Genomic DNA, 22605 nt, shown 5'->3' with positions numbered 1-22605 from the left:
CTTATTTTCATTTAAAGCATAACATTTAGTGATGCAATTGGTGAGCGTCAAGCCAAAGAGTTGCTTTTCTGAGTTGGACTTCAATTTTTTATAAACATCTTGGTAAATAACTAATTGATTTTTATTCTTCATCTTTCATCTCTAATTTTTCTAAATTCTCAAGAATTAATTTATTCAGTCTCTCCTCCTCTTGTAACTGCTCAATAAATTCAGCCTTTAATTTATTAAATCTTTCTTCAAAGTCGAAATCATCCTCTTCATCCAAAAGTCCTACATATCGACCAGGTGTAAGCACATAGTCAAGATCTCTTATTTCTTCAATTGTAGCAGATTTGCAAAAGCCTTTTATATCCTCATAATTTTCATCTTCTTGTTGCCATTTATGGTAGGTGCCGGCAATCTTTTTTATATCTTCTTCGGTTAAAATCCTTGTCCTTCTATTGATAAGTTCTCCCATATCCCTTGCATCAATAAAAAGGATTTGCCCTTTTCTTGATGTTTTGTTTTTTCTGATAAACCATAAAGAAGCTGGTATCTGTGTATTTAAAAAGAGTTTTGCTGGAAGATTTACAATACAGTCTATGATGTCTTCTTCAATCATATTTTTTCTTATTTCGTACTCATCTTTTTGTTTCGTAGTTAATGCCCCTTTTGCCAGTACAAAACCGGCTTTTCCATGTGGTGCAAGATGAAAGATAAAATGCTGTATCCACGCATAATTTGCATTACCAACAGGTGGTATTCCATATTTCCACCTTACATCACTTCTTAAAAGTTCACCGCTCCAGTCACTATCGTTAAATGGTGGATTTGCTATGACGAAATCAGATTTTAAATCTTTGTGGGCATCGTTTAAAAAAGAACCTTCCGGATTCCATTTAACTTGAGATGAGTCAATTTCTCTAATTGCAAGATTCATTTTGCAGAGTCGCCAAGTTGTCTGGTTGCTCTCTTGACCATATATGGAAATATCATTTATCCTTCCTTGATGAGCCAAAACAAATTTTTCAGATTGAACAAACATGCCACCGGAGCCACAGCATGGATCAAATACTCTACCCTTATAAGGCTCAAGCATTTCAACTAAAAGTTCTACAACACTTCTTGGAGTGTAGAACTGGCCACCTTTTTTGCCCTCGCCTAACGCAAACTCTCCTAAGAAATACTCAAAAACATGTCCTAATATATCTGAACTTTTCTCTTTTGCCTCATCAAAAGCAATATTACTAAAAAGGTCTATCAACCCTCCAAGATTTATTGGGTCAAGATTTCCTCTTGCATATACCTTAGGCAAAACTCCTTTTAAAGATGGATTTTCATTTTCTATCAGTTCCATTGCTCTATCTATTATTTTTCCAATTTCCGGGTCTTTAGATTTCGATTTTAAATAGTTCCATCTTGCTTCTGGTGGGACATAAAAAACATTCTCTGCCTTGTACTCGTCCCTATCTTCTGGATCTGCTCCAGCGTAATCTCCCACACCTGCTTTAAGTTTTTCGTATAAATCTTCAAATGCTTCTGAAATATACCTTAAAAATATGAGTCCAAGTACAACATGTTTATATTCTGCGGCATCAATATTTTTTCTCAATTTATCTGCGGCTTTCCATAGTTTCTCTTCGAATGATTCTAAGTTATTCTTGTTTGCCATAATCAACACTCCTTAAATCAACCTAATTCCGATTCTAAATAATATTCTAAACCATAAAATCAAAATAAAGAAATCTGATCAGAACGATGATGTTAGAGGTGTTGATATTCAAAACAAAGTGTACTATAATACTAATACAGTATGGAGGTGGAAGCATAAAAATAGATTATCATTCAAATATTCCGGTTTACAAGCAGATAGTTCATGAATTTGAAGACATGATAATCTCGGGCACGCTCAAGCCCGGTGATTTTCTGCCCTCTGTAAGGACGCTGGCGCTTGAGTTGAATGTCAATCCCAACACGGTGGCCAAAGCCTTTTTCGTTTTACAGTCAAATGGATTTATAGACTCGAAAGCAGGGGTTGGAAATTACGTTGTCAAGCCACCGCCTTCATCCGTTGATAAGAGGCTGAATGAGTTGATGGACGAGATGAGATCACTTGTTTTGAAGATGAAGGGTTTTAACCTGTCGAAGGAAGAGATCGTAAAAAAGATAGATGAACTCATCGAGGAGGCGTACGATGGAAAAAGCAGTTGAGATTTATGAACTGACAAAGATATACGATGGAAAAGTCAAAGCGCTTGATGGAATTTCGTTTGTCATTCCTTCCGGAAGTATCTTTGCAATTCTCGGTCCCAACGGAGCCGGAAAGACGACGACGCTTAAATCCATCCTTGGCCTTATAAAGCCTACCTCCGGAAAGATTACGACGCTTGGCGTTGAGCCTTTTCCGGATGGAGTCAAAGACGCCTCATTTGTACCGGAAGAAAAGGAAATGTACCAGTGGATAACCGTTTCAAAGATGGTGGATATCTTTTCATCTTTCGCGCCTAATTTTTCGATTGACAGATTCAAAAAATTTGCCGATAAATTTGAACTTACTATGGACAGAAAGATCGGAGAATTGTCTCAAGGCAACAGAACGAAACTTTACATATCTTTGGCATTTTCTCAGGATGTCTCCCTTTATGTGCTTGATGAGCCGACGTGGGGGCTTGATCCGGTAATGAGAAAGCATGTTTTGGACACGATAAGAGAAATGGCGATAGATGGAAAGACCGTCATATATTCTTCTCACATCCTTTCGGAGGTTGAAGAGGTTTGCGATGGGATGGTAATTCTTAAATCCGGAAGAATTGTCTATGCCGGAACGGTCGATGATCTTAAGGACAAAACGGGAAACGACCTTTCAGATGCATTTCTGAATTTGATGAAAGATGGTGAGAAAAAATGAGCCTTTACAAAAAAGAGTTGACATTTATAAAGACGCGCTGGATCGTCATGATAATTATAATGATAGGCCTTGCGATTTTGACTGTCTCTATTAAGGATATCATCGTAAATATTATCAACATGCCGGCAGTTCAGGATCAACTCAAGAATATACCAAAAGATCTTCAATCTCAATTACAAAAGATTTCAGATTTTTCTTATTATTCGTATTCTCAATGGTTTGACAAAACGTTTATAGAAATTGCCGCGGTTTTGGCTGCAATCTTTTCATTCTCCACATTTTCAAAAGAGATAGAGGATAGAACCATCTACATACTTCACGGAAGATCGACAAGATTTGAAATATTTTTAGCCAAGATCTTTTGGGGAATCATTGCCTGTGTAATATCCGTTCTTGCCGGTGGTCTTGTTTATTTGGCAGTTGCCGGTATGTTGAAATATAATCTGCCGGTTTCACAGGCCTTAATCTGGACTGTCAGAACTGTTTTTGGCACGATATTTTTGTACTCGATTGGCGTCTTTTTCTCTTTGATCTTGAAAGATCAGGTAAGGGCAATTTTGGCAGATTTGGCCGTATTTGTGGGAATTTACGTACTTGGCGTGTTCGCACAAACGCGCTTTCTTGGCCTTTTCGATTATATGGGCTCGATAGATGTGCTAAATGGATCGGGAGTTGGTGCAATTCAAATTGTGATTTTATCGCTTTTGAGTTTTTTGTTGTTGGGATTTACGTATTTCAAATTCAAAAATATGGATATATAGGAGGAGTAAGATGATTCTTACAACCACAGAAAATATTCCGAACAGGAAGGTAGAAAGCATCCTTGGTCTTGTCAGGGGCAATACGGTAATGTCGAGAAACATAGGAGTAGACATAGCCGCATCTTTAAAGACGCTCGTTGGCGGGGAGATAAAGGGGTATCAAGAACTTCTTATAAAATCGAGAGAAATGGCGATTGAGAGAATGGTATCCGAGGCTGAAAAACTTGGCGCCGACGCAGTTATAATGGTAAGACTTACTACAAGCGAGATCATGAAAGGAACGGCCGAAATCCTTGCGTACGGAACGGCCGTTAAACTTTCGAAAGAATAGGACAAATTTCTTTCTAAGGTTCTTGCAGATCTTTAATCTCGCGCAGTTCGTATTCGTTCACAAGGCGCGGAGATCTTTTTGCGAATAATCCCGCTATCTGCCAGTGAAACTTTAGGTAAGTTGCGAGTAAAGGAACCTGAATGAGAGGCGCTATCGCAGCGGGTACTGCCGCAAGGCCTATTCCGCCTGCAAGTGCTATTGCCATCGCGGTACCTTCATTTTTTCCAACAGATGTAAAGACTACTGCCATATGGTCTTTGTACTTTACCATGAATATTAGATCCACAACCGTCAAAAGCAAGATCGTTATGACGTAATAAAGTGTTAATGGAGCAAGAGTTACAAGTACAGATTGCCATTGAACTGTTATGAGATGGGCCTGTTCCATGAATATCAAGAAGATCATTGTGAACAAAGCGAGAAGTGACATCGCCGGCAAAGAAGCCCTTGCCTTTGATAATGCTTTTTTACCACCTTTTATTTCTATCGTGCTTTTGGTCGCAAAGCCTAACAACATCGGTATCGCAACAATGATTATTAGAGTTTGTATGATTTCAAACATTGGAAATGGAACATGAAAACTCGATCCAAAAACTGAAAGCCATAAGGGAACGACCACGAGAGCGAGGATAAACTGGACTGTAACAAGAATCGTCGCGAGTTCTGTATTGCCCTTTGATAACCCCGTTGCGGCGATGGCCATCGATGAACATGGAACGGCAAAAACAAGGATCAATCCAAAAGATAAATACGAGTTCATGGGAATTATCTTTATAAGCAAAGCCATCAATAGCGGAGCATAAACCAAACCTATCACCAATCCGAACAAGAATTGCTTCCACATCTTAGATATGTTTTTCAATTCACCAAAGTTAAGGCCGACCATCATAGGGTATATCATGAACACAATAATGATCAGATTCAAAACTTGAAGGAAAGGCTTTACCGTTTCTATCTGCTTGAAAAAAGGAAAGCCTACGGCAAGCCCCAAAACCATCGCTATACCAACGTAGATCAAAAGATACTTATCTAAATGTTCTTTTAACCTCTCCATTTTTCCAATCTCTTTTTTATCCATTCGCTTCACCTCTTCTGTTAAGGTCAAATGCTCAAAATAAATTCTATAACATAAGGATTGCCAAATGATTAAATGAAGTGACAATTACAGTTAATTTTACGATAAGAGTTCACTTTTTCACATGTGCTATAAATTATTCGTACCGAGCAAAATGGACAAAGTTACGATCATGCCGGCTATCATTACTCCAATTGCAACGGCAATGATGGATTTAAAGATCATAACTCTTGATCTGTTGACATTTGAAATATAATATCATATAATCATGATATATGGATAAACGTAATGTCGGCCTTATGGCCAAGATGGGTTCTCTTTTCGCGAATGAGTTAAGAATGGAAATTCTTATCTATCTCCTTGATAAAGGAGAGGCGTGCGTTGGGAAAATCGTTGAAGATCTCGGATTAAAGCAGTCCACCGTTTCAAATCAATTGAAGATTCTAAAACTTGGCGGTGCTGTCAAAACGCGAAAAGAGAAAAACAAGATATTTTACTCGCTTGCCGATTCTCACATTTCAAATCTTTTGATCGCGCTAAGTGAACACGTTAAGGAGGGTTTTTATGAATGAGATTCATGATCATGCGTCAAAGGCTCTATGGGCAAATGTCTTCGTCAATTTTGGAATAGTTTTTTTCGAACTTTCATTTGGAATTATATCCGGAAGTTTCGCACTTATAACCGATTCTCTTCATAACCTTGAAGATGCCGGTGGAATGATTTTGAGTTTGTTTGCCAATATCGCTTCAAGAAAGCCAGGAAACGAAAGAAAAACATACGGATACAAAAGATCTGGTGTAATAGTGGCCCTGATCAATTCGATCATACTTTTGATGACCTTTACCTTTTTAGGATATGAAGCATCCGTAAGGCTAATTCATCCCGAGAATGTAAATGGAGAGATGATCATGTGGGTCGGGATTTTAGCCCTTGCGGGAAATACACTCGGAGCACTTTTGCTTCACGGCCACTCTCACCACGATTTGAATATAAAGGCGGCATTCATTCATATGCTTTCCGATTCGATGAATTCTGCGGCCGTCATAATCGTTGGGATTCTTATAGGCCTTTATCACTGGTACATCCTTGATCCACTTGTAACTTTTGGAATAATCGCTTACATATCTTATGAATCATTCGAGATAATAGGAAAGTCCATAAATGTGCTTATGGAAGGCGTACCTGTCAAGATCGACTTTTCACAGATGAAAAAAGACATTGAATCAATTGAAGGTGTGCTTTCATTTCACCATGTCCATCTTTGGAGTCTTGATGGTGAAGATACGATGATGGAATGTCATGTCCGTCTCAACCCATCAGAGATGAAAAATGCGGATATCATAAGATCAAAGGTAAATGAATTGATAAAGGAAAAGTACAGGATAGATCATCTGACGATTCAAATAGAAGGAAGACCATGTCCTGATGAATCGTTGGTTGTGATTTAGATTTACGGGCTTGATCTTGAAATTTCTTTATGGTAAAATTATGTGCGTGCGGGCATAGCTCAGTTGGTAGAGCATCGGCCTTCCAAGCCGAGTGTCGCGGGTTCAAGTCCCGTTGCCCGCTCCAGAGTGAGCGAAAGGCTCACTTTTGTTTTTTATCACGATCGGGTACTTGTGTAATCTTTGTATGGTAAAATATTGCTGAGGAGGCAAAGATGAAAAAATTTCTACCTTTTTTGCTTTTGATTGCTGTTTTCTCGGTTGTATCGATCTCTGACACGCTTCACGTTATAGCCGGCGAGGTCAATTACGGAATCGGAAGTACAAGAACTACGATAACGAATGGCAAGATAATGATAGGAAATACCACGATAGTAGCCACTTCAATAATCATAATTGGCCAAAAAGACGCGATTGGTAACGTTAACTGGACGACCGCTCAAGCGACAGGTAATGTTTTTATTTACACCTCCGACGCGACAGCCACGGCAAATTCGATGGTCTACAATCTTAATACAAATGTTGGAACTCTATCCGGTATGGCCTCGATGACGATAAATGCCAGCGGAGGTCAGATATTCATTCGATCTTCGACTCTTCAGTTCAACACGAAAACGAATTTTTACACGGGCCAAGGCAGTCCTATCATTATAACGAAGAAAGATATTTACATCGAGGGAAAGAACTTTTCCTACGATGCGTCAAAGAATTATCTTGATATAACCGGAAATGTCTACCTTTACAACTCCTCAACGAAGGAAAAGGCTTACGCCGATGAACTTATCATGGATACATTTACAAATAAAATAGTTTTAAAGAAGGTAACGATGGAAATAACGATTTCGGGCAAATAATTTTGGAGGTGACGCTCAGATGGAAAGATATGATGGTCTCTCGAAGAGGGCAAAAGAGTTACCAGCCTCTCCAATAAGAAAACTTGTTCCTTACGCCGATGAGGCGAAGAAAAGGGGTATAAAGGTCTACCATCTCAACATAGGTCAACCGGACCTTAAGACGCCGCAAGTGTACTTCGACAGAATAAGATCATTTTCCGGTATAGACGATTACACTAATTCGGCGGGACTTATGGAATTAAGGGAAAAGTTCTCCGAATATTACAAAAAATGGTCTATTCCGTTTGAAGCGAGTGAGATAATAATAACGGAAGGCGGAAGCGAGGCTGTGAGTTTCGCTATAGCTGCTGTTGCAGATCCCGGAGACGATGTAATGGTGATTGAACCATTTTACGCTAATTATTCCGCGTTTGCAAAATTTTTGGGTGTTAACGTTGTTCCGGTAACGTCTAAAGCCGAAGATGGATACAGAATGCCCTCTGTAGAAAAGTTTGAAAGATCCCTGACTCCGAAAACACGGGCGATTCTCTTTCCGAATCCGGGAAACCCAAATGGCGTTGTATATACGAAAGACGAACTCGAGATGATTATGGACTTCGCGGTCAGAAATGATCTGTACATTATCTCGGATGAGGTATACAGGGAGATAACCTTTGATGGCCTTAAGGCACACTCGATGATGGACTTTGGAAATCATGAAAGGGTTATAATCGCAGACAGTCTGTCGAAGAGATTCAACATCTGCGGCGCGCGCATCGGGGCCATCGCTTCAAAGAACAAAAGGATCATGGAAAGTGTCATGAAAATGGCCATGGCCCGTTTAGCCGCTAATCATATTTCTCAGTACGGTGCCATAGGATTGTTCGATCTTGACAAAAATTATTTCAAAGAGATGGTCTCTGAATACCAGAAGAGAAGAGATGTGGTTTACAACGAATTGAAAAATATACCGGGAATAATCATGAATAAACCAGAGGGAGCATTTTATCTTGCCGCCAAATTGCCTGTAGACGATTCTGAGGAATTCGTCAAATGGATGCTCCAGAATTTTTCTTACGAGGGAAAAACAACGATGGTAGCGCCACTGGGAGGATTTTACGTAACGCCGAATATGGGCAAGAATGAAATAAGAATCGCTTACGTTTTGAATTCGGAAGATCTCAAAGATGCGTGTAGAATACTTGCGAGGGGAATTGAGGAATATTCCAAAGAAAAAGTCTTTTCCAAGAGGTGAGATGGATTGTCCAACGAAAGGTTGAGAGGAGAGTTAAAAAAGCAAAATCTAAGAATAACCTCTCAAAGAGAAAATATTTTTTCATTTTTAGTTGAGCACAAGGGAGAACATTTTACACCTGATGAACTGTACAGGGCCCTTTCGAGAAAGAATTCCCGATCCCATATAAGTAAGGCGACGATTTACAGGACTTTGGAGATGCTCGTTAAGATGGGACTTATTTCGAAGATAGATCTCGATGATGGCTTCGAAAGGTACGAGTTAAAAGAAGAATCCGGCCACCAGCATCACCACCTTATATGCACTGTTTGCGGGAAGGTTTACGAGTTGGATGAGGATCTTCTTGATGATCTTGAAAAGATAATAGAAGAAAGAACCGGCTTTAAAGTCAAAGATCATCAATTGAAAATTTACGGGATTTGTCCTGAATGCCTTGCGAACGAAGAAGATAAAGTGAAACAAAAATTGAAAGTATCAAAAAAGTGATGACAAAAAATGTCATTTTCGATGGCACGTTAACCGTTGAAAGTGGCATTTTTGTCGTAAGGTAAGCAAGAATATCGAGCATTTTCACAAACGGAGAGATACCAGATCCCACTATTATCTCTCCGATTTTTATGCCGAGTATGGCGAAAAGGCTCAAAAAGATGGCTCCCTCCATTACTATGGTCATGAGTATTGGAATCACAAGTGCGTTGAATGGAAAAGAAGCGAGGTATATTTTTCCAAAATTCAATATGAGAAATGGAGTAAAGCCAATATTCGCGCCTATTGCCACGTTGATGGCATCTGATATGTAGTATGGCTTGTAACGTGGCAACATTGGCGTGATCGTTATCATTCCTATGACTGCCGAATAAGAAAGTTGAAAGGATGGATCGAAGATCACAGATCCATCGATTAAGACCTCAGTAAGACCGACAAGACCAAGAATATTCATCATGCTTTGATTTCTTCCCGTGATTTTGAAGATCGTGTAAATTCCAAAGGTTAAAATGGCACGAAAGGTTGGAATTGAAAGGCCCGTTATGATTCCGTAGAAGATTATTATCATTATAACGATCGGGTATTTAACGTAATTCATCGGCACAAGTTCGGAAAGAAAGATCAAAGACAAGGTTGCTATTATCCACACGTTTGATCCAGAGACTGCAAAGATCTGTGCATAACCACTTTCGTTGTACATTTGTTTTAATTGGTATGGAACATCTCTTCTTCCGAGAAAAACAGAAGCGAGGGTGTCTGCACCGGCGGGTACGTATTCTTTGAAATGCATGTAAATAAAATCGGATATATTCGAACCCCATCTCATCACATCGTCCATAAATGACTCTGGTAGATATGTCCAAAATGCCTCCAGTGCGACGACCTTCCCATCTGATTTTTCAATTCTCGCCATAAAAAGATCGGCAATTTTTGGATCTTGGTAAGAGCTGGATTTAACGATAACATAAGTTGCAGATGCCCTTTTCCATCCACTGGGTGTGTGTAATTTAACATTCCCAATACTTACGGCATTTCCGCTTACCTGATTTATTCTTCCGGTTATGAAAAATGTCCCGTTTGGTATAAATGGAGGAAAAAGTACTGCCGAAAGTCCCATGAAAAGCAAAGAAAATGCGATTATAAGATTTCTTTTGACGATGACAAAAAAGATGGCCAGAACCAAAATGGCCATTCCGATTTTCCACGTTGTAAATGCTGAAAGTAAAGCGCCGGATATCGAAAAGACGAAAAATATGAAGAATGGCGCTTTCATCTGGTACTTGTCGATATACTTTTAAAGACTTCTACCGCTATTCGCGAAATTTCGGGATCGTATTTCGATGGAGTGTCTGCCTCGATCTGCTTTATGGCCTCTTCGGTAGACAAACCTTCGCCGTAATTTTTTGGTCTTCTCATGGTATCGAAAGCGTCTGCCAATGATATTATTCTCGAAAGCAATGGGATACTTCCTCCTTTGAGATTTTCTGGATATCCAGATCCATCGAAATTCTCATGATGTGTCCTCGCCACAAGACCCATCTCTTTGAGATGATCGTAGATTTGTAGCATTTTCTCTCCTATAAGTGTGTGAGATTTCATAACTTCAAATTCCTGATCCGTCAATTTTCCGGGTTTTTCGAGAATTTCATCCGGTACAGCGATAAGTCCTATGTCGTGAAAGATGCCAGCCCAGTAAAGATCTCCTATTTGCTGTGGAGAAAGGTTCATCCTTTCACCGATCCTTACGGCAAGATGCGCCACATTCTCCGAATGGCCTCTTGTTCCTGAATTTTTCATCTCGTAAAAGTTAACGATAGTTCTCAGGGAATTGTTGATCGAAACCTCTGGAAGAGTGGCGAGCGATTTCAGAGTTATCATGGTTGAAAAGAGATTTGAAAGAATTTCGGCCATAGAATGCGAATTTCTTGAGAATTGTATATCCTCAAGTGCATCCAAGAAACAATTCCCAACGAGATCTCCTCCGTTTTTCAATGGCAAGACTAAAGATCTGTATATATGGCCGCCAACAACCTCTTCTATTATTTTTGAGTATTCCCGCGGAACATTTTTTTCATTAGCCTTTGCGATATCCTCTATGACCGAAACCTTTGGAGTGAGTATCATCCATTCGCTTTTTAAATCGAGAGATTTCAATTTTTCCAAGTTTTTGCCACTTCCACGTATTGCCATGTATTTCCATTTTCTTCCGTCTATTATGGATATACTTCCGGCCTTTGCCTCCGGAATACAGGAAATGGCAAGATCGAGGATTCCTTCAAAAAACTCTGAATAATTCTTCTGTGAAACTATCTCAAGATTCGATATGACATTTTTGAAATTCTCAATCGAATTCTCGCAATTGTGTGAAATGGACGAAATTTCGGACAATTTCTTTTTGAGGTCTGAATTTTCTTTTGTGAGTCTTTCCCTTTCGTCCCGCAATTGCGAGATTTTTTTGAGAGAACTTTGTACGTTTCTCAAGTACAAGATCAAAACGATTACCAAAAGCGCTACGACAATGTAGAGAAATATCAACTTATCCATACTTTTTTCTTATCTCAAAAAATAACTCTTCCGATCTTATGGGCAATCTTCTCATTCTTATTCCGAGGGCATCGTAAATTGCGTTTGCTATTGCAGGCCCAGGCGTATCCAGACCTATTTCCGAGACGCTCTTTGCTCCGAAGGGTCCTGTGGGTTCATAACTTTTTGCAAATCTTACCTCTATCTTTCCTATGTCTCCCCTTGCAGGTATCTTGTACGTGAAGAAATCATCGGTTATAAGCCTTCCGTTCTTGTCCATTATGTGATCTTCGAAAAGGGCAATTCCAATTCCTTGGGCCGATGCCCCTTCTACCTGGCCTCTCGCGAGTATCGGATTTATCGGAACGCCACAATCTATGTAATTCAAAAAGTCAACGACCTTTACCTTTCCAGTCTCCATGTCTATCTCGACTTCTGCAAATGAGACAAGGTACGGAGGAGGCGCAACCTCGCTCACGAAAGATTCCGTTACCTCGAGTTGTCTTTGATTGAATGTGTAGAATAATTTTGTCTGCAACTCGGCAAAGGATATCGATCTGCCATCATCACAAACTACTTTGTCTTCTTCAAGATCGAGAAATTCGACTGGCTTCTCAAACAATTCCGAGGCCGCTTTTAATATTTCTTTCTTCATTTTTTCTGCCGCCTTTTTTACGGCATTTCCCGAGACGTAGGTTGTGGAAGAGGCGTACGCACCCTTATCGAATGGCGTCATGTCTGTGTCCGACGAGTAAACTGTTATCTTATCGACAGTCGTGTGAAGCACTTCGGCCGCTATTTGAGCGAGTATCGTATCGCTGCCCGTACCGAGATCCGTTGCTCCAACCAGCAGGTTGAATGTGCCATCATCGTTCATCTTTAGCGTTGCCCCGCCCATGTCTATGGCAGGAATCGATGATCCCTGCATTGCGAAGGCTACACCGTAACCATGGGCGACCTTCTTTTTCATGTCTATTCTCGGCCTTTTTATTTTTTCGTACCAGTTGAATATCTTTGATCCTTCAATGGCACATTCTTCTATCTTGCAACTTCTTATTATCTGATCTACACCTTCTCTTCCCTCTCCCATTATCCTGAAAATAGGAGAGGTTTCTCCTTCACGGATCGAATTTTTCAACTTGAATTCAATCGGATCTATACCAATCTTCCTTGCAAGTTCATCCAAGGCCGAATCTAACGCGAACATTCCCTGCGGCGCACCATAGCCTCTAAAGGCTCCGGCCGGTTCCGTATTCGAATATACGACATCCCCTCCGAATTTAACGGCCTTTACTTTGTTGTAAAGCGGCAATGTCTTCGATCCCGCTACCATGAAAACGGTGAGCGCATGTTCTCCATAGGCTCCTGTGTTGGACAATCCCCACAATTCTATCGCTCTCAAGGTCCCATCTTTCATGGCGCCGGCCCTTACTCTAAATCTCATGGCATGGCGCGTGTTGGTAGCAGTCATCGTTTCTTCGCGGGTGTAGACGCATTTTGCAGGTCTTCCCGTCTTCAACGTTACGGCTACAACGTAAGGCTCGACATGTATTGCCTGTTTTCCTCCAAACCCTCCGCCTATGCGTGGCTTTATGACCCTGCAATTAACGCCAAAGAGGCGGTTCAAAATCCTTCTTGCGTGAAATGGTACCTGTGTAGATGTTATGACTGTCAATCTTCCATTTGGGTCGAAATAAGAGATGGCCGTGTGTGGCTCCATCATGGCGTGTGATTGATTTGGCGTGTAGTAGACCTCATCGATTGTGTAATCGCATTTTTTTAACTCTTCCTCGACATTTCCTATTTCCATTTCGTAATGCGAGGCGATGTTGTGTTTAGGATCGTACGATCCGGATATTTCAGGCTCATCGTGAATTACCGGTGCATCTGGATCTTGAGCGTGCTCGTAGTCCAAGATGGCCGGAAGGATCTCGTAATCCACCTTTATCAATTTCATTGCCCTTTCGGCGATATTTTCATTTTCCGCTGCGATTATCGCCACCGCATCACCGACATATCTTACTTTTTTATCGAGTATGAAAGTGTCGTAAGGAGAAGGTTCGGGATATCCCTGCCCCGCGCGCGTGTATATGACATGCGGAACATCTTTGTACGTTAAAATGCACGCAACGCCTTCTATCATGGCCTCAGAGGTGTCTATAGACTTTATTATCGCGTGCGCGTGGGGACTTCTCAATATTTTCACAGTTAAAGCGTTGGGAAGATCGAAGTCATCGGTAAATACCGGCTTTCCTCTTACGAGGGCTTTGCCGTCAACCTTTTCAACGGGGGTGTTGACAACGTTTAACTTTTCTTCCGTGAGGACTTTACTCATCTTTCTCGCCTCGCTTTTGCAGCCTTCATGATGGCCCTTGTCTGACTTTCGTATCCCGTGCACCTGCAAAGATTTCCTTTTAGGTATTCGATGATCTCTTTCTGATCTGGATCTGGATTTTCTTTTAAAAGTGCCTCTGCGGTAACGACAAGACCGGGAATGCAAAATCCGCACTGCGAAGCACCTTCTTCAAGGATGGCTTTTTGAATTTCGGAAAGTACTCCTTCATTTGAAAATCCTTCTATCGTTTTAACTTCATGTCCATCGACTGCCGCCGTGAATGTTGAACAGGAAAGGACGGGCTTCCCGTCTATTTGAACTGTGCATGCCCCGCAACTTGCCGTTGAGCACGCATGCTTTACCCCTTTGTATCCAAGTCTTCTGAGAGTTTCCAAAAGCATCTCTCCGGGCTCTATTTCGATCGAATGGTTTTTATCGTTGATCTTGATATTCACCCTCATTGCGCAACCCTCCTCAACGCCTTTAAAAGTAAGGAGCCGCTTAAGGCTTTTCTGTATTCGGCACTTGCCCTTATATCCGTTCCAGTTTGGATCACCTTCTGGATCAATTCAGAAGCCTCGTTTGAAACTTTGTCTATTTCTTTGCCGATCATGAATTCTTCCACTTCTCTTATTCTTTGAGAGAGCATAGGCCTTGAGCCGACAACGAGTCTTGCTTCCTTTACGAATTTGCCATCGAGAGAGACTCTAAGGCCAAGGTTCAAAGTCGCGATATCGAAATTGGACTTTGCGAATTTTTCGAACACGCATTTACCATCGATCTTCGGTACGGTTATCTCTGTGACTATGGCACCTTTTACTTTTTGAGATATAAAATCTTCTAAATTTATCCTTTGAAAGTTTCCTTTGTAGATCTCAACTTGAGATCCGGCAGTCATGAAGATCGTTATAACGTCTGACCATCCGAGTCTAAAGGCAATGGATCCACCAACGGTTGCCATATTCCTTATTTGCACACTTCCAATTTCTTTGATAGATTCTTTGATGAAACCTTTCCCTAAATTTGAAAAGGCAGGATGGGAGATCAAAGAAGAAAGTTTTGTGTTGGCACCTATTTTAAAGTAATTTTCTTCTTCTCTTATGTAGTCAAGATCTAAACTTTTTAGGTCTATCAGCCTTTCTAATCTTTCGCTCTTTATCTGTGAGACCATCAGACCACCGCTGACGTAAAGAGAATTTGGCATCTGGCCAATCTCGTACGCGGACTGGACCGTGTCTGGCTTAACATATTCTTTAATGTTGATCAAAATTCTTCCTCCCCTCTGATGAATTTAAAAAATTATATCATTTAAACCAGAACCTTGAAAGATCGAGATATGTTATGTAGAAAAAGAATGCCATAAGTATGAAAAATCCTATCGTGCTTACGTATCCTATGACATTTGGGTTAATCCTTTTTTTAGTTATTATCTCTATAAGCGCGAAAACTATATGACTTCCGTCAAGAGATGGGAATGGTATGAGATTTATTATTCCAAGGTTTAAGGTTATAAGCGCTATTAAGGTAAGCAAGGTCTGAAGTCCCTGCGCCGAGGCCTGTCCCACTATCTTAACAAGGCCAACGGGACCTGTAAATTGGTTCAAAGGATTTTTAACTGTGAAGAGATTTCCAAGGAATGTTATCATGCTTGTGAAGATCCTGTTCGTGTAAACAATGCCGTACCCTATCGCGTCAAAAGGTCCCGGGTACCAGTTGCTGTAGGCTGGGAATAACTCGAGAGAGTTTATGAATGAGTTGAATTGATCGTGTGTCAGAATAATCGATCCGACATTTCCATCTCTTTCGTAAACTATTTTGACTCCATCTGAAGGGGCTTCGTATTTAAAAGCCGTGATGACCTTATTTCCATTTATAATCGCAAAAGTTCCAGTTCCCGTAGCGTATTCGCCAATTTCTATCGCATTTTGAAGGCCCAAAGATCCATTTGCGATCACACCGTCTATAGATAGAATTTTATCTCCTGTTTTAAGACCGTACGCTGGATTTACAGATGCTATTTTGTTGGACATAGATTGCATGTAGATACCTATCAATTTGCTTTTTTGAATGTACTGATAATTTATCACAAGTGCCGTTGAACCATTCGAGAAGGTAAGAAGCGATCCATTCAGGATCTGATTTTGTTCGTTAAATGGAATGGTTCCGACTTTTTCAAGGGTAGTTCCAGTTGAAACATTTCCGTTAAGTACCATGAAATACTGGGGCCCGATCTCCTGCGGGACTATTTTAGTCTTATACCTTTGACCATTTCTGATGTATGTCATCCTGACTTCTTTTTGGCCGCTTATGAATGTAACAGTTTCGTCTGGATTAAGTATGACGTTACCGTTTACGGATATTATTCTGTCTCCAGGCTGAAGTCCAGAGACGGCTGCCGGCGAATTGGGAACGACCCAGTCAACGAGGGCCTGTGGAAATCCCCAGATGACTGATACGAAGATCATCAAAACGTAGGCTGCAAGGATACTGAAAGCAGGCCCCGCGGCAACTATTATGAGCCTTTTCCAAGGCGATTTAAAATAAAGCATCCTTTCCTTCGGAACGCCCTCAATTTTTTCGACATTTGGATCCTCTCCGGCCATCTTGACGTATCCGCCGAGAGGGACCGCATTGAATCTATATTCTGTCTCCTTTCCTTTGATGGAGAAGATCTTTGGACCAAATCCAAACGCGAATTCAAGGACGTAAACTTTAAAAAGTTTTGCAAATATGAAATGACCGAATTCATGGACGAGGACTATTCCGATGAGGATAAGTATGAAATATATTATGCTCATTACCATTTGCTCAACAACTCCGTTGCGAGGATCCTACTTTCTCTGTCAATGCTTTCAATGGATTCATAATCGTTCAAATCTTTTTCCCACCCTTTTTCCACAACTTTTTTAACGATATCGTATATCTGTAAAAATCCTATCTTCCCCCTTAAAAAATATTCAACTGCCACCTCGTCGGCGGCGTTATACGCTATTCTCGATCCATCTCCTGCTTTGAGGCATTCATATGCGAGTTCTAATGCCGGATATTTCAAAGGATCGGGCCTTAAAAGTTGCAAATTTCCAGATAAGTCGAATTTTTCATTCTTGTACGATCTCTTCGGGTAAAGAAGCGCGTATTCTATAGGTATACGCATATCTGCCTTCGATATAAAGGCTTTAAATGTTCCATCCTCGAGTTCTATAATACCATGAATCTTTCCCTCAGGATGAACGAGCACGTTGATTTTTTCTGGAGGAAAACCAAATAAAAAATGCGCCTCCATGACTTCAAGACCCTTGTTGAACATCGTCGACGAGTCGACCGTTATCCGAGATCCCATATTCCATACCGGATGTTTTAAAACCTTCTCGGGTGTAACCTTTTCAAGAGCCTCGACTGGAATATCCCTTATTGCCCCACCCGAGGCAGTCAAATATATAGACTCAATTTTAGATCTTTCCGAATCTATAAGTTGAAAGATCGCGTTGTGCTCGCTATCGACGGGTATTATTTCGCATCCGTAAGATTTGACGGCATTTAGGAAAAATCTTCCTCCCGTCACGATCGATTCTTTATTGGCAAGGCAAAGCCTTTTTGAATGCTGTGCGGACAAAAGCGAATATTTCAACCCGATAAATCCCGAAACACCGACGACAACGATATCTGGTTTTGTCGATTCGAGAAGCGCTTCAACGCTTTCTGAACCTGTGAAATCGACATCATCAGAGAGTTCTTCAGTCAAGGCCGTCATCGCGTGAGGAAATGTGGACTTCATCTCCAGTAAAGTCTTAAGGCTTTTTCTTGCCAAAAGACCTACAACCTCAAATTCATCATTTTTAGAAAGCACGTCTGCTGCCATCTTTCCTATCGTTCCAGTCGATCCAAGGATTACAACTCTTTTTTTATCTTTCAAAACTCACCATCTCTCTCATCCATTCAGGAAATTTTATTCCCGTCTTTATTATCATTTCATCGAAAGAATTGAAGGGCCTTTTGAGTATCAATTCGGAAGATTTAAGCCCGACCGAAGGAATCCATTTTAGAAGATCGTAATCTTCTTGATTGATACGTATAGGAATAGGTAAGGCCGTTATAGATCTTTGACCGTGATCCGTTATGACGCAATCTAAAAGTGTGCCTTTCTTTAAAATCTTTGGAATGCCCACCAACAGCGCATATGTGCCGATCTGTCTGCCGTAAGAGATCTTACCTTCAGTGTATTCTATTATGACATCCCTTAAAATCGTGCCCGCTGGGAATACCCTTTTTATCATCTCATGATCGAAAAATTTTCTTACCATGAATTTATGGTGTTTGTACATCGAATCATTGACCTTGGGCGCCTTTCCGTTGAGTGTTTCGAAAAGCGGTGTGCCGGGAAAGGCCATCACCTTTCTTATATTAACACGTCTTACGAGCAATCCTTCGTTGAGGATCTTCATGAGGGCATCGAAGTTGATATCGTACGTCATCTTTGTTTCGCCAATAAGGCCATAAAGCAAATTTATTCCCGGCAATAATTTTGGCACACCATCGACTCTCTTGCCACCAACGGAATTTATCATCCTTACAACTTCGATGAATTGTTCGGCGCCTATCTTCAAATTGTTCATATTTATAACGCGTGGATCAAAAGATTCGACGCCCATCGAGAGTACATCGCCCGGCGTGTTGTGAGAAGATATTATGCCTGCTATTTCCTCGCAACTTTTCATATTCGAATAAATATACCCTGGATTTGCGTTATCCGTATGAAGAACTTTTAAATTAGGCGCATTCGATCTTATCCCTGTGTAAAGTTCTTCGATCGCTTTTGGATCGGGTCCTTTCTTTGCCATGTAAGCGAATATATTCGAAATCCTGCCGAGCCTGAAGTATTTGCATCCATTTTTTGAAAGTGATCCTGCCTCATCTATCACATCCTCAATTGGCCTTGAGATGGAAGGACCCCACAATGGTTCTGTGCAAAAAGAACATTTTACCGCTTTTTCGCATCCCAGCCCAAGTTCGATTTCACACATCAACGCGGGGAAATTGGGATGCGATCTTATTATTTCTGCGCCTTCAACGGATGCGATCTTTACAAGCGCGTACCTGCTTTCATTCCATATTTTTCCGGTCAATATCTCATAAAGTTTTCTTTCGTAATCAAGCCAGAGTGAAAAATCATACCCTTCAAATGACCTTAACTTTGCAACTACTCCGCCAGATCTGTCGACCGAGTAATAGGCCATCGATCCTATTATTATCTTTTTCCCTTTGAATTTATTTGCTATTTCTGTCGCTTCCTCTACGGTCATGGGAATTCCGCCGACGTAATTGCCAGGGACCGTTACTCCTCCAACGACGATCAAGATATCCGCATCGGAAAGGCCGCGAGTTCTGAATTCATCTATGGTTTCGTAAAAAAGATCAGCACCGGCCATTCTCGCTATGCCGGCGATGTAACGCGAATAGGTTGAAATATAAGGAGGCACACCGAAGTGTGCCGGCTCATCAACGTAACCATCGAGAAGTAAGATTTTCATCAAGTGAAATTATACCAAATTTTACATCCTTAAGGCGGCATCTGCCTCTTTCAAAAGCCTTCTTATCGGCAAATGTTGTGGACAGACCTTCTCACAGTCTCCGCATTCTATACATTTAGAGGCGTCAAAATGACCTTCGATGAAATTCTTATACTCTCTTTTGGAATTTTCGAATTCATCGAAAAGAGAGGCATCGTTGTAAAGCCTAAAAATGTCTGGAATGTGTACTCCATTTGGACAAGGCATGCAGTAATTACATGATGTGCAATCTACCTTGAGACGCCTTTTAAAGATGTCCTTTACTTTATTTATTGCTTCTCTTTCCTCGGTAGTCAATGAATTCGGTTCTACATTTGCAGATTTCACATTTTCTATAACCTGATTCATATCACTCATTCCGCTAAGCAAAAGAGACACTTCCGGATGATCCCAGACCCATCTTAATGCCCATTCGGCAGGCGTTCTTTTAAAATTCGTGTCTTTGAATATCTCTATCGCCTCTGAAGGCAATTTTCCGGCCAGTTTTCCTCCCTTTATGGGCTCCATTATTATAACTGCCATACCTTTTTTGGAGGCGTATTTTAGACCACCTATTCCTGCCTGAAAATGTTCATCTAAATAGTTGAGTTGGATCTGGCAAAAGTCCCAATCGTAAGAATCGACTATCTCTTTAAAGACCTTAAACTCATCATGGAATGAAAAACCTATATTCCTTATCCTTCCATCTTTTTTAGCCTTTTCGACGAAATCGAAGACATTAAGTGATTTTATCTTTGACCATCTGTCCTTTCCAAGGGCATGGAGTAAGTACATGTCTACGTGATCCGTTTGAAGTTTTTTGAGTTGCTCGTCAAGATACTTATCAAAATCGATCCTTTCATTCACAAGCCACACAGGCGATTTCGTGGCGAGATAAACCTTTTCCCTGTACCCATCTTTTAGCGCTTTTCCCACGAAGATCTCGCTCATTCCTTTGTGATAAGGATAGGCTGTGTCGACGTAATTGACGCCGTTGTCTATTGCGTACCTTAACATCTCAGTTGCCTTTTTTTCGTCTATCTTTCCGTAATCTCCGTCGATTACCGGTAGTCTCATGCATCCAAATCCAAGTTCTGAAACCTCGATACCAATCTTACCGAATTTTCTGTATATCATCTTTCCCTCCAACTTAAGGCTTTTTTGTAATAAAGGTAGGCTATGATCCATGTCGAGATCATCAATGCCACCACGATTACACCAAGTACCCCAAAATCAAGATTTTCAATTCCATTCCAAAATGGACCTCCGAGATTCAACTGAAGGCCAATGACCTGAATCCACTCTATGAATCCTATTATAAGTGCCACGAGAACTGACATACCCGTGATCGTCATGTTGAAAAAAAGTTTTCTCATTCCATCGACCATCGCCCAGTCGTAAGCCTTTAACATTGCGACGCCGTCGAGAGAATCCATCAAACTCATTCCTGCCGTAAATAGGAATGGAAAGATCATTATTTCCCATACAGGCATCTTCCCATTTTGCGCCATCGTGGCAGAGATCCCGAGGATCGCGACTTCCGTTGCCGTGTCAAATCCAAGACCGAATAGAAAACCTATTGGATACATTTTCCAACTTTTGTCTATGTTTTTGAACAAAAATCTGAAAATGTTTGAGAAAAATCCACGCTTATTCAACAACTCTTCTATTCCTTTATTTACATCTTCAGATTTCGAACCATTTTTACTTTCGATAAAAATATGTCTGAGGCGCTTGAAGATCACGAAATTCATAAGACCTATGGCCGTCAGGAAACTTGCCGATACAATGGTCCCAACAAGGCCTCCCCATTGTTGCAAGAATCCCATCTGGCCCTTTACATCTCTTATCGCGAAGACCAGTGCGAGAGAAAGTAGTATTACAACCGTAGAATGACCAAGTGAGAAAAAGAAACCCACCCCGACGGGTTTCTTTTCTTCCTGCCTTAATTTTCTCGTGACATTGTCTATTGCGGCTATATGATCTGCATCAAAGGCATGGCGCAAACCGAAGAAATAGGCAAGGGCACCTATCCCGATCAAAGTGGAATTAAGGATGCTCATTTTTACCATCAAAAACCAAACTATAGCGTTAAAGGTGCCCAAAATTATGAACAGTGCGATAAGACGTTTTTTTAGCGATCCAAACATCATATCACCTTAAAATATCTTCTATTTCTTTCATAACGTCTGGCGTAAGTTTTTCCTTGACCTTTACGGATTCTAAATTCTCGTAAAGTTGATCGATTTTACTTACTCCCAAAATGGCACTGCTCACATGGTCATTTTTCAAAACCCACGCAATGGCAAGTTGAGACATCTTAACTCCAAGGCCTTCCGCTATCTTTGTAAGTTTTTTTACCTTTTTTATCGTTTTTTCGTTAAAACCTCCGGCCTCATTTATATTTCCCTTAAGGCCGCCATTCTCTTTGAATACGTCAAGCCTGCTTCCCTTTGGGATACCTTCATTGTATTTTCCTGTTAGTATGCCGGCATTTAAAGGACTCCATATGGTCAGTCCCATTCCATACTTTTCGTATATAGGAAGGTATTCCTTCTCGACTCTGTCTCTTTTGAGCATGTTGTACTGCGGCTGTTCAACTATAGGCTCGATGCATTTCCATTCCCTGCATACCTTGTGCGCCTCCTCTATCTCGGCCGCGCTCCATTCAGATGTCCCCCAGTACAGAGCCATACCGCTTCTTATCAGATAATCCATCCCCATTACTACCTCTTCCATCGGCACCGTCGGGTCCGGCCTGTGACAGTACACTATGTCCACATATTCCATCTCAAGCCTCTTTAGTGAATTCCTCAAACCTTCCACAAGATGCTTCCTCGATAACCCCGTGTCATTTGGTCCGGGCCCTCCCCAGAATATCTTCGTCGATACCACAAGGTCTTCCCTTCTAAACTCTTTGAGAGATTGACTCAATATGTATTCGGCCATCCCTCCCTGATACGCCTCGGCCGTGTCAAAAAAGTTTATCCCGTTTTTAAACGCTTCTCTTATTATCTTCTTCGATGTGTCAACGTCTAACTGGGGCCCGAATGTCAGCCATGTACCAAATCCCAATTCGCTTATCTTCAATCCCCATTTTCCTACTTTCCTGTATTCCATCTAAATC

22 protein-coding genes and 1 tRNA gene are annotated in these 22605 nt (G+C 41.0%); 10 read left to right on the top strand and 13 right to left on the bottom strand.

Annotated features, from left to right (window positions below):
- Positions 1–121 precede the first annotated feature (121 nt).
- Positions 122–1651, bottom strand: a complete 1530-nt coding sequence (locus tag ATHSA_RS01470; protein WP_161847421.1) for a type I restriction-modification system subunit M — start codon at positions 1649–1651, stop codon at positions 122–124.
- Positions 1652–1737: 86 nt separating this feature from the next.
- Between ATHSA_RS01470 and ATHSA_RS01465 the strand changes: the two genes are divergently transcribed.
- Genes ATHSA_RS01465 through ATHSA_RS01450 form a run of 4 tightly spaced genes read left to right on the top strand, consistent with a single transcriptional unit; the run spans position 1738 to position 3979 of the window.
- Complete coding sequence (locus ATHSA_RS01465) at positions 1738–2190, top strand: GntR family transcriptional regulator (RefSeq protein WP_161847420.1); 453 nt, start codon at positions 1738–1740, stop codon at positions 2188–2190.
- Positions 2174–2887 (top strand): ABC transporter ATP-binding protein, encoded by a 714-nt coding sequence (locus ATHSA_RS01460; protein WP_161847419.1) that lies wholly within the window; start codon positions 2174–2176, stop codon positions 2885–2887. Before ATHSA_RS01465 ends, ATHSA_RS01460 begins: the two co-directional genes overlap by 17 nt.
- Positions 2884–3648 carry an ABC transporter permease subunit gene (locus ATHSA_RS01455; RefSeq protein ID WP_161847418.1) on the top strand — a complete coding sequence of 255 codons (765 nt, stop codon included), beginning with the start codon at positions 2884–2886 and terminating at the stop codon, positions 3646–3648. The genes ATHSA_RS01460 and ATHSA_RS01455 overlap by 4 nt, the downstream gene beginning before the upstream one ends.
- A 10-nt stretch (positions 3649–3658) precedes the next feature.
- Entirely contained in the window at positions 3659–3979 is a 321-nt protein-coding gene (locus ATHSA_RS01450; protein WP_161847417.1) for a YbjQ family protein, read from the top strand.
- A gap of 13 nt (positions 3980–3992) precedes the next feature.
- Here ATHSA_RS01450 and ATHSA_RS01445 read toward each other — a convergent pair whose 3' ends face one another.
- Positions 3993–5057: an arsenic resistance protein gene (locus tag ATHSA_RS01445; RefSeq protein WP_161847416.1), complete on the bottom strand. Its 1065-nt coding sequence runs from the start codon at positions 5055–5057 to the stop codon at positions 3993–3995.
- A gap of 272 nt (positions 5058–5329) precedes the next feature.
- On the opposite strand from ATHSA_RS01445, the gene ATHSA_RS01440 reads away from it, so the two are divergent.
- The 6 genes from ATHSA_RS01440 (at position 5330) to ATHSA_RS01415 (ending at position 9074) form a co-directional block, all read left to right on the top strand.
- Complete coding sequence (locus tag ATHSA_RS01440; RefSeq protein ID WP_232060104.1) at positions 5330–5626, top strand: ArsR/SmtB family transcription factor; 297 nt, start codon at positions 5330–5332, stop codon at positions 5624–5626.
- The gene (locus tag ATHSA_RS01435) at positions 5619–6503 is read left to right on the top strand and encodes a cation diffusion facilitator family transporter (protein ID WP_161847414.1); all 885 of its coding nucleotides are present in this window, start codon (positions 5619–5621) and stop codon (positions 6501–6503) included. The genes ATHSA_RS01440 and ATHSA_RS01435 overlap by 8 nt, the downstream gene beginning before the upstream one ends.
- 48 nt (positions 6504–6551) lie before the next feature.
- Positions 6552–6627 (top strand) — tRNA-Gly (locus ATHSA_RS01430).
- An 88-nt stretch (positions 6628–6715) separates the two neighbouring features.
- Positions 6716–7354 (top strand): LptA/OstA family protein, encoded by a 639-nt coding sequence (locus ATHSA_RS01425; RefSeq protein WP_161847413.1) that lies wholly within the window; start codon positions 6716–6718, stop codon positions 7352–7354.
- A gap of 19 nt (positions 7355–7373) precedes the next feature.
- The gene (locus ATHSA_RS01420; RefSeq protein ID WP_161847412.1) at positions 7374–8588 is read left to right on the top strand and encodes a pyridoxal phosphate-dependent aminotransferase; all 1215 of its coding nucleotides are present in this window, start codon (positions 7374–7376) and stop codon (positions 8586–8588) included.
- Between the two features lie 6 nt (positions 8589–8594).
- Complete coding sequence (locus ATHSA_RS01415; RefSeq protein WP_161847411.1) at positions 8595–9074, top strand: Fur family transcriptional regulator; 480 nt, start codon at positions 8595–8597, stop codon at positions 9072–9074.
- Here ATHSA_RS01415 and ATHSA_RS01410 read toward each other — a convergent pair.
- Genes ATHSA_RS01410 through ATHSA_RS01360 form a run of 11 tightly spaced genes read right to left on the bottom strand, consistent with a single transcriptional unit; the run spans position 8977 to position 22598 of the window.
- Positions 8977–10347, bottom strand: coding sequence for a ComEC/Rec2 family competence protein (locus tag ATHSA_RS01410; protein WP_161847410.1), 1371 nt, complete (start codon positions 10345–10347; stop codon positions 8977–8979). The two genes, ATHSA_RS01415 and ATHSA_RS01410, sit on opposite strands and share 98 nt — an antisense overlap.
- Positions 10344–11618 (bottom strand): HD-GYP domain-containing protein, encoded by a 1275-nt coding sequence (locus ATHSA_RS01405; protein WP_161847409.1) that lies wholly within the window; start codon positions 11616–11618, stop codon positions 10344–10346. The genes ATHSA_RS01410 and ATHSA_RS01405 overlap by 4 nt, the downstream gene beginning before the upstream one ends.
- Positions 11611–13932 carry a xanthine dehydrogenase family protein molybdopterin-binding subunit gene (locus ATHSA_RS01400; protein WP_161847408.1) on the bottom strand — a complete coding sequence of 774 codons (2322 nt, stop codon included), beginning with the start codon at positions 13930–13932 and terminating at the stop codon, positions 11611–11613. The genes ATHSA_RS01405 and ATHSA_RS01400 overlap by 8 nt, the downstream gene beginning before the upstream one ends.
- Positions 13929–14393 (bottom strand): (2Fe-2S)-binding protein, encoded by a 465-nt coding sequence (locus ATHSA_RS01395; protein WP_161847407.1) that lies wholly within the window; start codon positions 14391–14393, stop codon positions 13929–13931. The genes ATHSA_RS01400 and ATHSA_RS01395 overlap by 4 nt, the downstream gene beginning before the upstream one ends.
- A complete protein-coding gene (locus tag ATHSA_RS01390; protein WP_161847406.1) occupies positions 14390–15199 on the bottom strand; it encodes an FAD binding domain-containing protein in 810 nt (269 codons plus the stop codon). The genes ATHSA_RS01395 and ATHSA_RS01390 overlap by 4 nt, the downstream gene beginning before the upstream one ends.
- A gap of 37 nt (positions 15200–15236) precedes the next feature.
- The gene (locus tag ATHSA_RS01385; protein WP_232060103.1) at positions 15237–16730 is read right to left on the bottom strand and encodes a M50 family metallopeptidase; all 1494 of its coding nucleotides are present in this window, start codon (positions 16728–16730) and stop codon (positions 15237–15239) included.
- Positions 16730–17845, bottom strand: coding sequence for a 1-deoxy-D-xylulose-5-phosphate reductoisomerase (dxr, locus tag ATHSA_RS01380; protein WP_161847404.1), 1116 nt, complete (start codon positions 17843–17845; stop codon positions 16730–16732). The genes ATHSA_RS01385 and dxr overlap by 1 nt, the downstream gene beginning before the upstream one ends.
- The gene (locus ATHSA_RS01375) at positions 17835–19460 is read right to left on the bottom strand and encodes a radical SAM protein (RefSeq protein WP_161847403.1); all 1626 of its coding nucleotides are present in this window, start codon (positions 19458–19460) and stop codon (positions 17835–17837) included. Before ATHSA_RS01375 ends, dxr begins: the two co-directional genes overlap by 11 nt.
- 21 nt (positions 19461–19481) lie before the next feature.
- Positions 19482–20615: an aldo/keto reductase gene (locus ATHSA_RS01370; RefSeq protein ID WP_161847402.1), complete on the bottom strand. Its 1134-nt coding sequence runs from the start codon at positions 20613–20615 to the stop codon at positions 19482–19484.
- A complete protein-coding gene (locus ATHSA_RS01365; protein WP_170288392.1) occupies positions 20612–21628 on the bottom strand; it encodes a HoxN/HupN/NixA family nickel/cobalt transporter in 1017 nt (338 codons plus the stop codon). The genes ATHSA_RS01370 and ATHSA_RS01365 overlap by 4 nt, the downstream gene beginning before the upstream one ends.
- A gap of 4 nt (positions 21629–21632) precedes the next feature.
- Positions 21633–22598: an aldo/keto reductase gene (locus ATHSA_RS01360; RefSeq protein ID WP_161847401.1), complete on the bottom strand. Its 966-nt coding sequence runs from the start codon at positions 22596–22598 to the stop codon at positions 21633–21635.
- Positions 22599–22605: the final 7 nt, after the last annotated feature.

The sequence above is a fragment of the Athalassotoga saccharophila genome (assembly GCF_009936215.1).
GTDB classification, from domain to species: domain Bacteria; phylum Thermotogota; class Thermotogae; order Mesoaciditogales; family Mesoaciditogaceae; genus Athalassotoga; species Athalassotoga saccharophila.
This window is presented reverse-complemented; position numbering and strand designations above follow the sequence as displayed.

Bases quoted from the DNA above. Each gene is read 5' to 3' on its own strand.
- ATHSA_RS01470 (WP_161847421.1), bottom strand. From the start codon at position 1,651: ATGGCAAACAAGAATAACTTAGAATCATTCGAAGAGAAACTATGGAAA.
- ATHSA_RS01465 (WP_161847420.1), top strand. From the start codon at position 1,738: ATGATGTTAGAGGTGTTGATATTCAAAACAAAGTGTACTATAATACTA.
- ATHSA_RS01460 (WP_161847419.1), top strand. From the start codon at position 2,174: ATGGAAAAAGCAGTTGAGATTTATGAACTGACAAAGATATACGATGGA.
- ATHSA_RS01455 (WP_161847418.1), top strand. From the start codon at position 2,884: ATGAGCCTTTACAAAAAAGAGTTGACATTTATAAAGACGCGCTGGATC.
- ATHSA_RS01450 (WP_161847417.1), top strand. From the start codon at position 3,659: ATGATTCTTACAACCACAGAAAATATTCCGAACAGGAAGGTAGAAAGC.
- ATHSA_RS01445 (WP_161847416.1), bottom strand. From the start codon at position 5,057: ATGGATAAAAAAGAGATTGGAAAAATGGAGAGGTTAAAAGAACATTTA.
- ATHSA_RS01440 (WP_232060104.1), top strand. From the start codon at position 5,330: ATGGATAAACGTAATGTCGGCCTTATGGCCAAGATGGGTTCTCTTTTC.
- ATHSA_RS01435 (WP_161847414.1), top strand. From the start codon at position 5,619: ATGAATGAGATTCATGATCATGCGTCAAAGGCTCTATGGGCAAATGTC.
- ATHSA_RS01425 (WP_161847413.1), top strand. From the start codon at position 6,716: ATGAAAAAATTTCTACCTTTTTTGCTTTTGATTGCTGTTTTCTCGGTT.
- ATHSA_RS01420 (WP_161847412.1), top strand. From the start codon at position 7,374: ATGGAAAGATATGATGGTCTCTCGAAGAGGGCAAAAGAGTTACCAGCC.
- ATHSA_RS01410 (WP_161847410.1), bottom strand. From the start codon at position 10,347: ATGAAAGCGCCATTCTTCATATTTTTCGTCTTTTCGATATCCGGCGCT.
- ATHSA_RS01405 (WP_161847409.1), bottom strand. From the start codon at position 11,618: ATGGATAAGTTGATATTTCTCTACATTGTCGTAGCGCTTTTGGTAATC.
- ATHSA_RS01400 (WP_161847408.1), bottom strand. From the start codon at position 13,932: ATGAGTAAAGTCCTCACGGAAGAAAAGTTAAACGTTGTCAACACCCCC.
- ATHSA_RS01395 (WP_161847407.1), bottom strand. From the start codon at position 14,393: ATGAGGGTGAATATCAAGATCAACGATAAAAACCATTCGATCGAAATA.
- ATHSA_RS01385 (WP_232060103.1), bottom strand. From the start codon at position 16,730: ATGAGCATAATATATTTCATACTTATCCTCATCGGAATAGTCCTCGTC.
- ATHSA_RS01375 (WP_161847403.1), bottom strand. From the start codon at position 19,460: ATGAAAATCTTACTTCTCGATGGTTACGTTGATGAGCCGGCACACTTC.
- ATHSA_RS01370 (WP_161847402.1), bottom strand. From the start codon at position 20,615: ATGATATACAGAAAATTCGGTAAGATTGGTATCGAGGTTTCAGAACTT.
- ATHSA_RS01365 (WP_170288392.1), bottom strand. From the start codon at position 21,628: ATGTTTGGATCGCTAAAAAAACGTCTTATCGCACTGTTCATAATTTTG.
- ATHSA_RS01360 (WP_161847401.1), bottom strand. From the start codon at position 22,598: ATGGAATACAGGAAAGTAGGAAAATGGGGATTGAAGATAAGCGAATTG.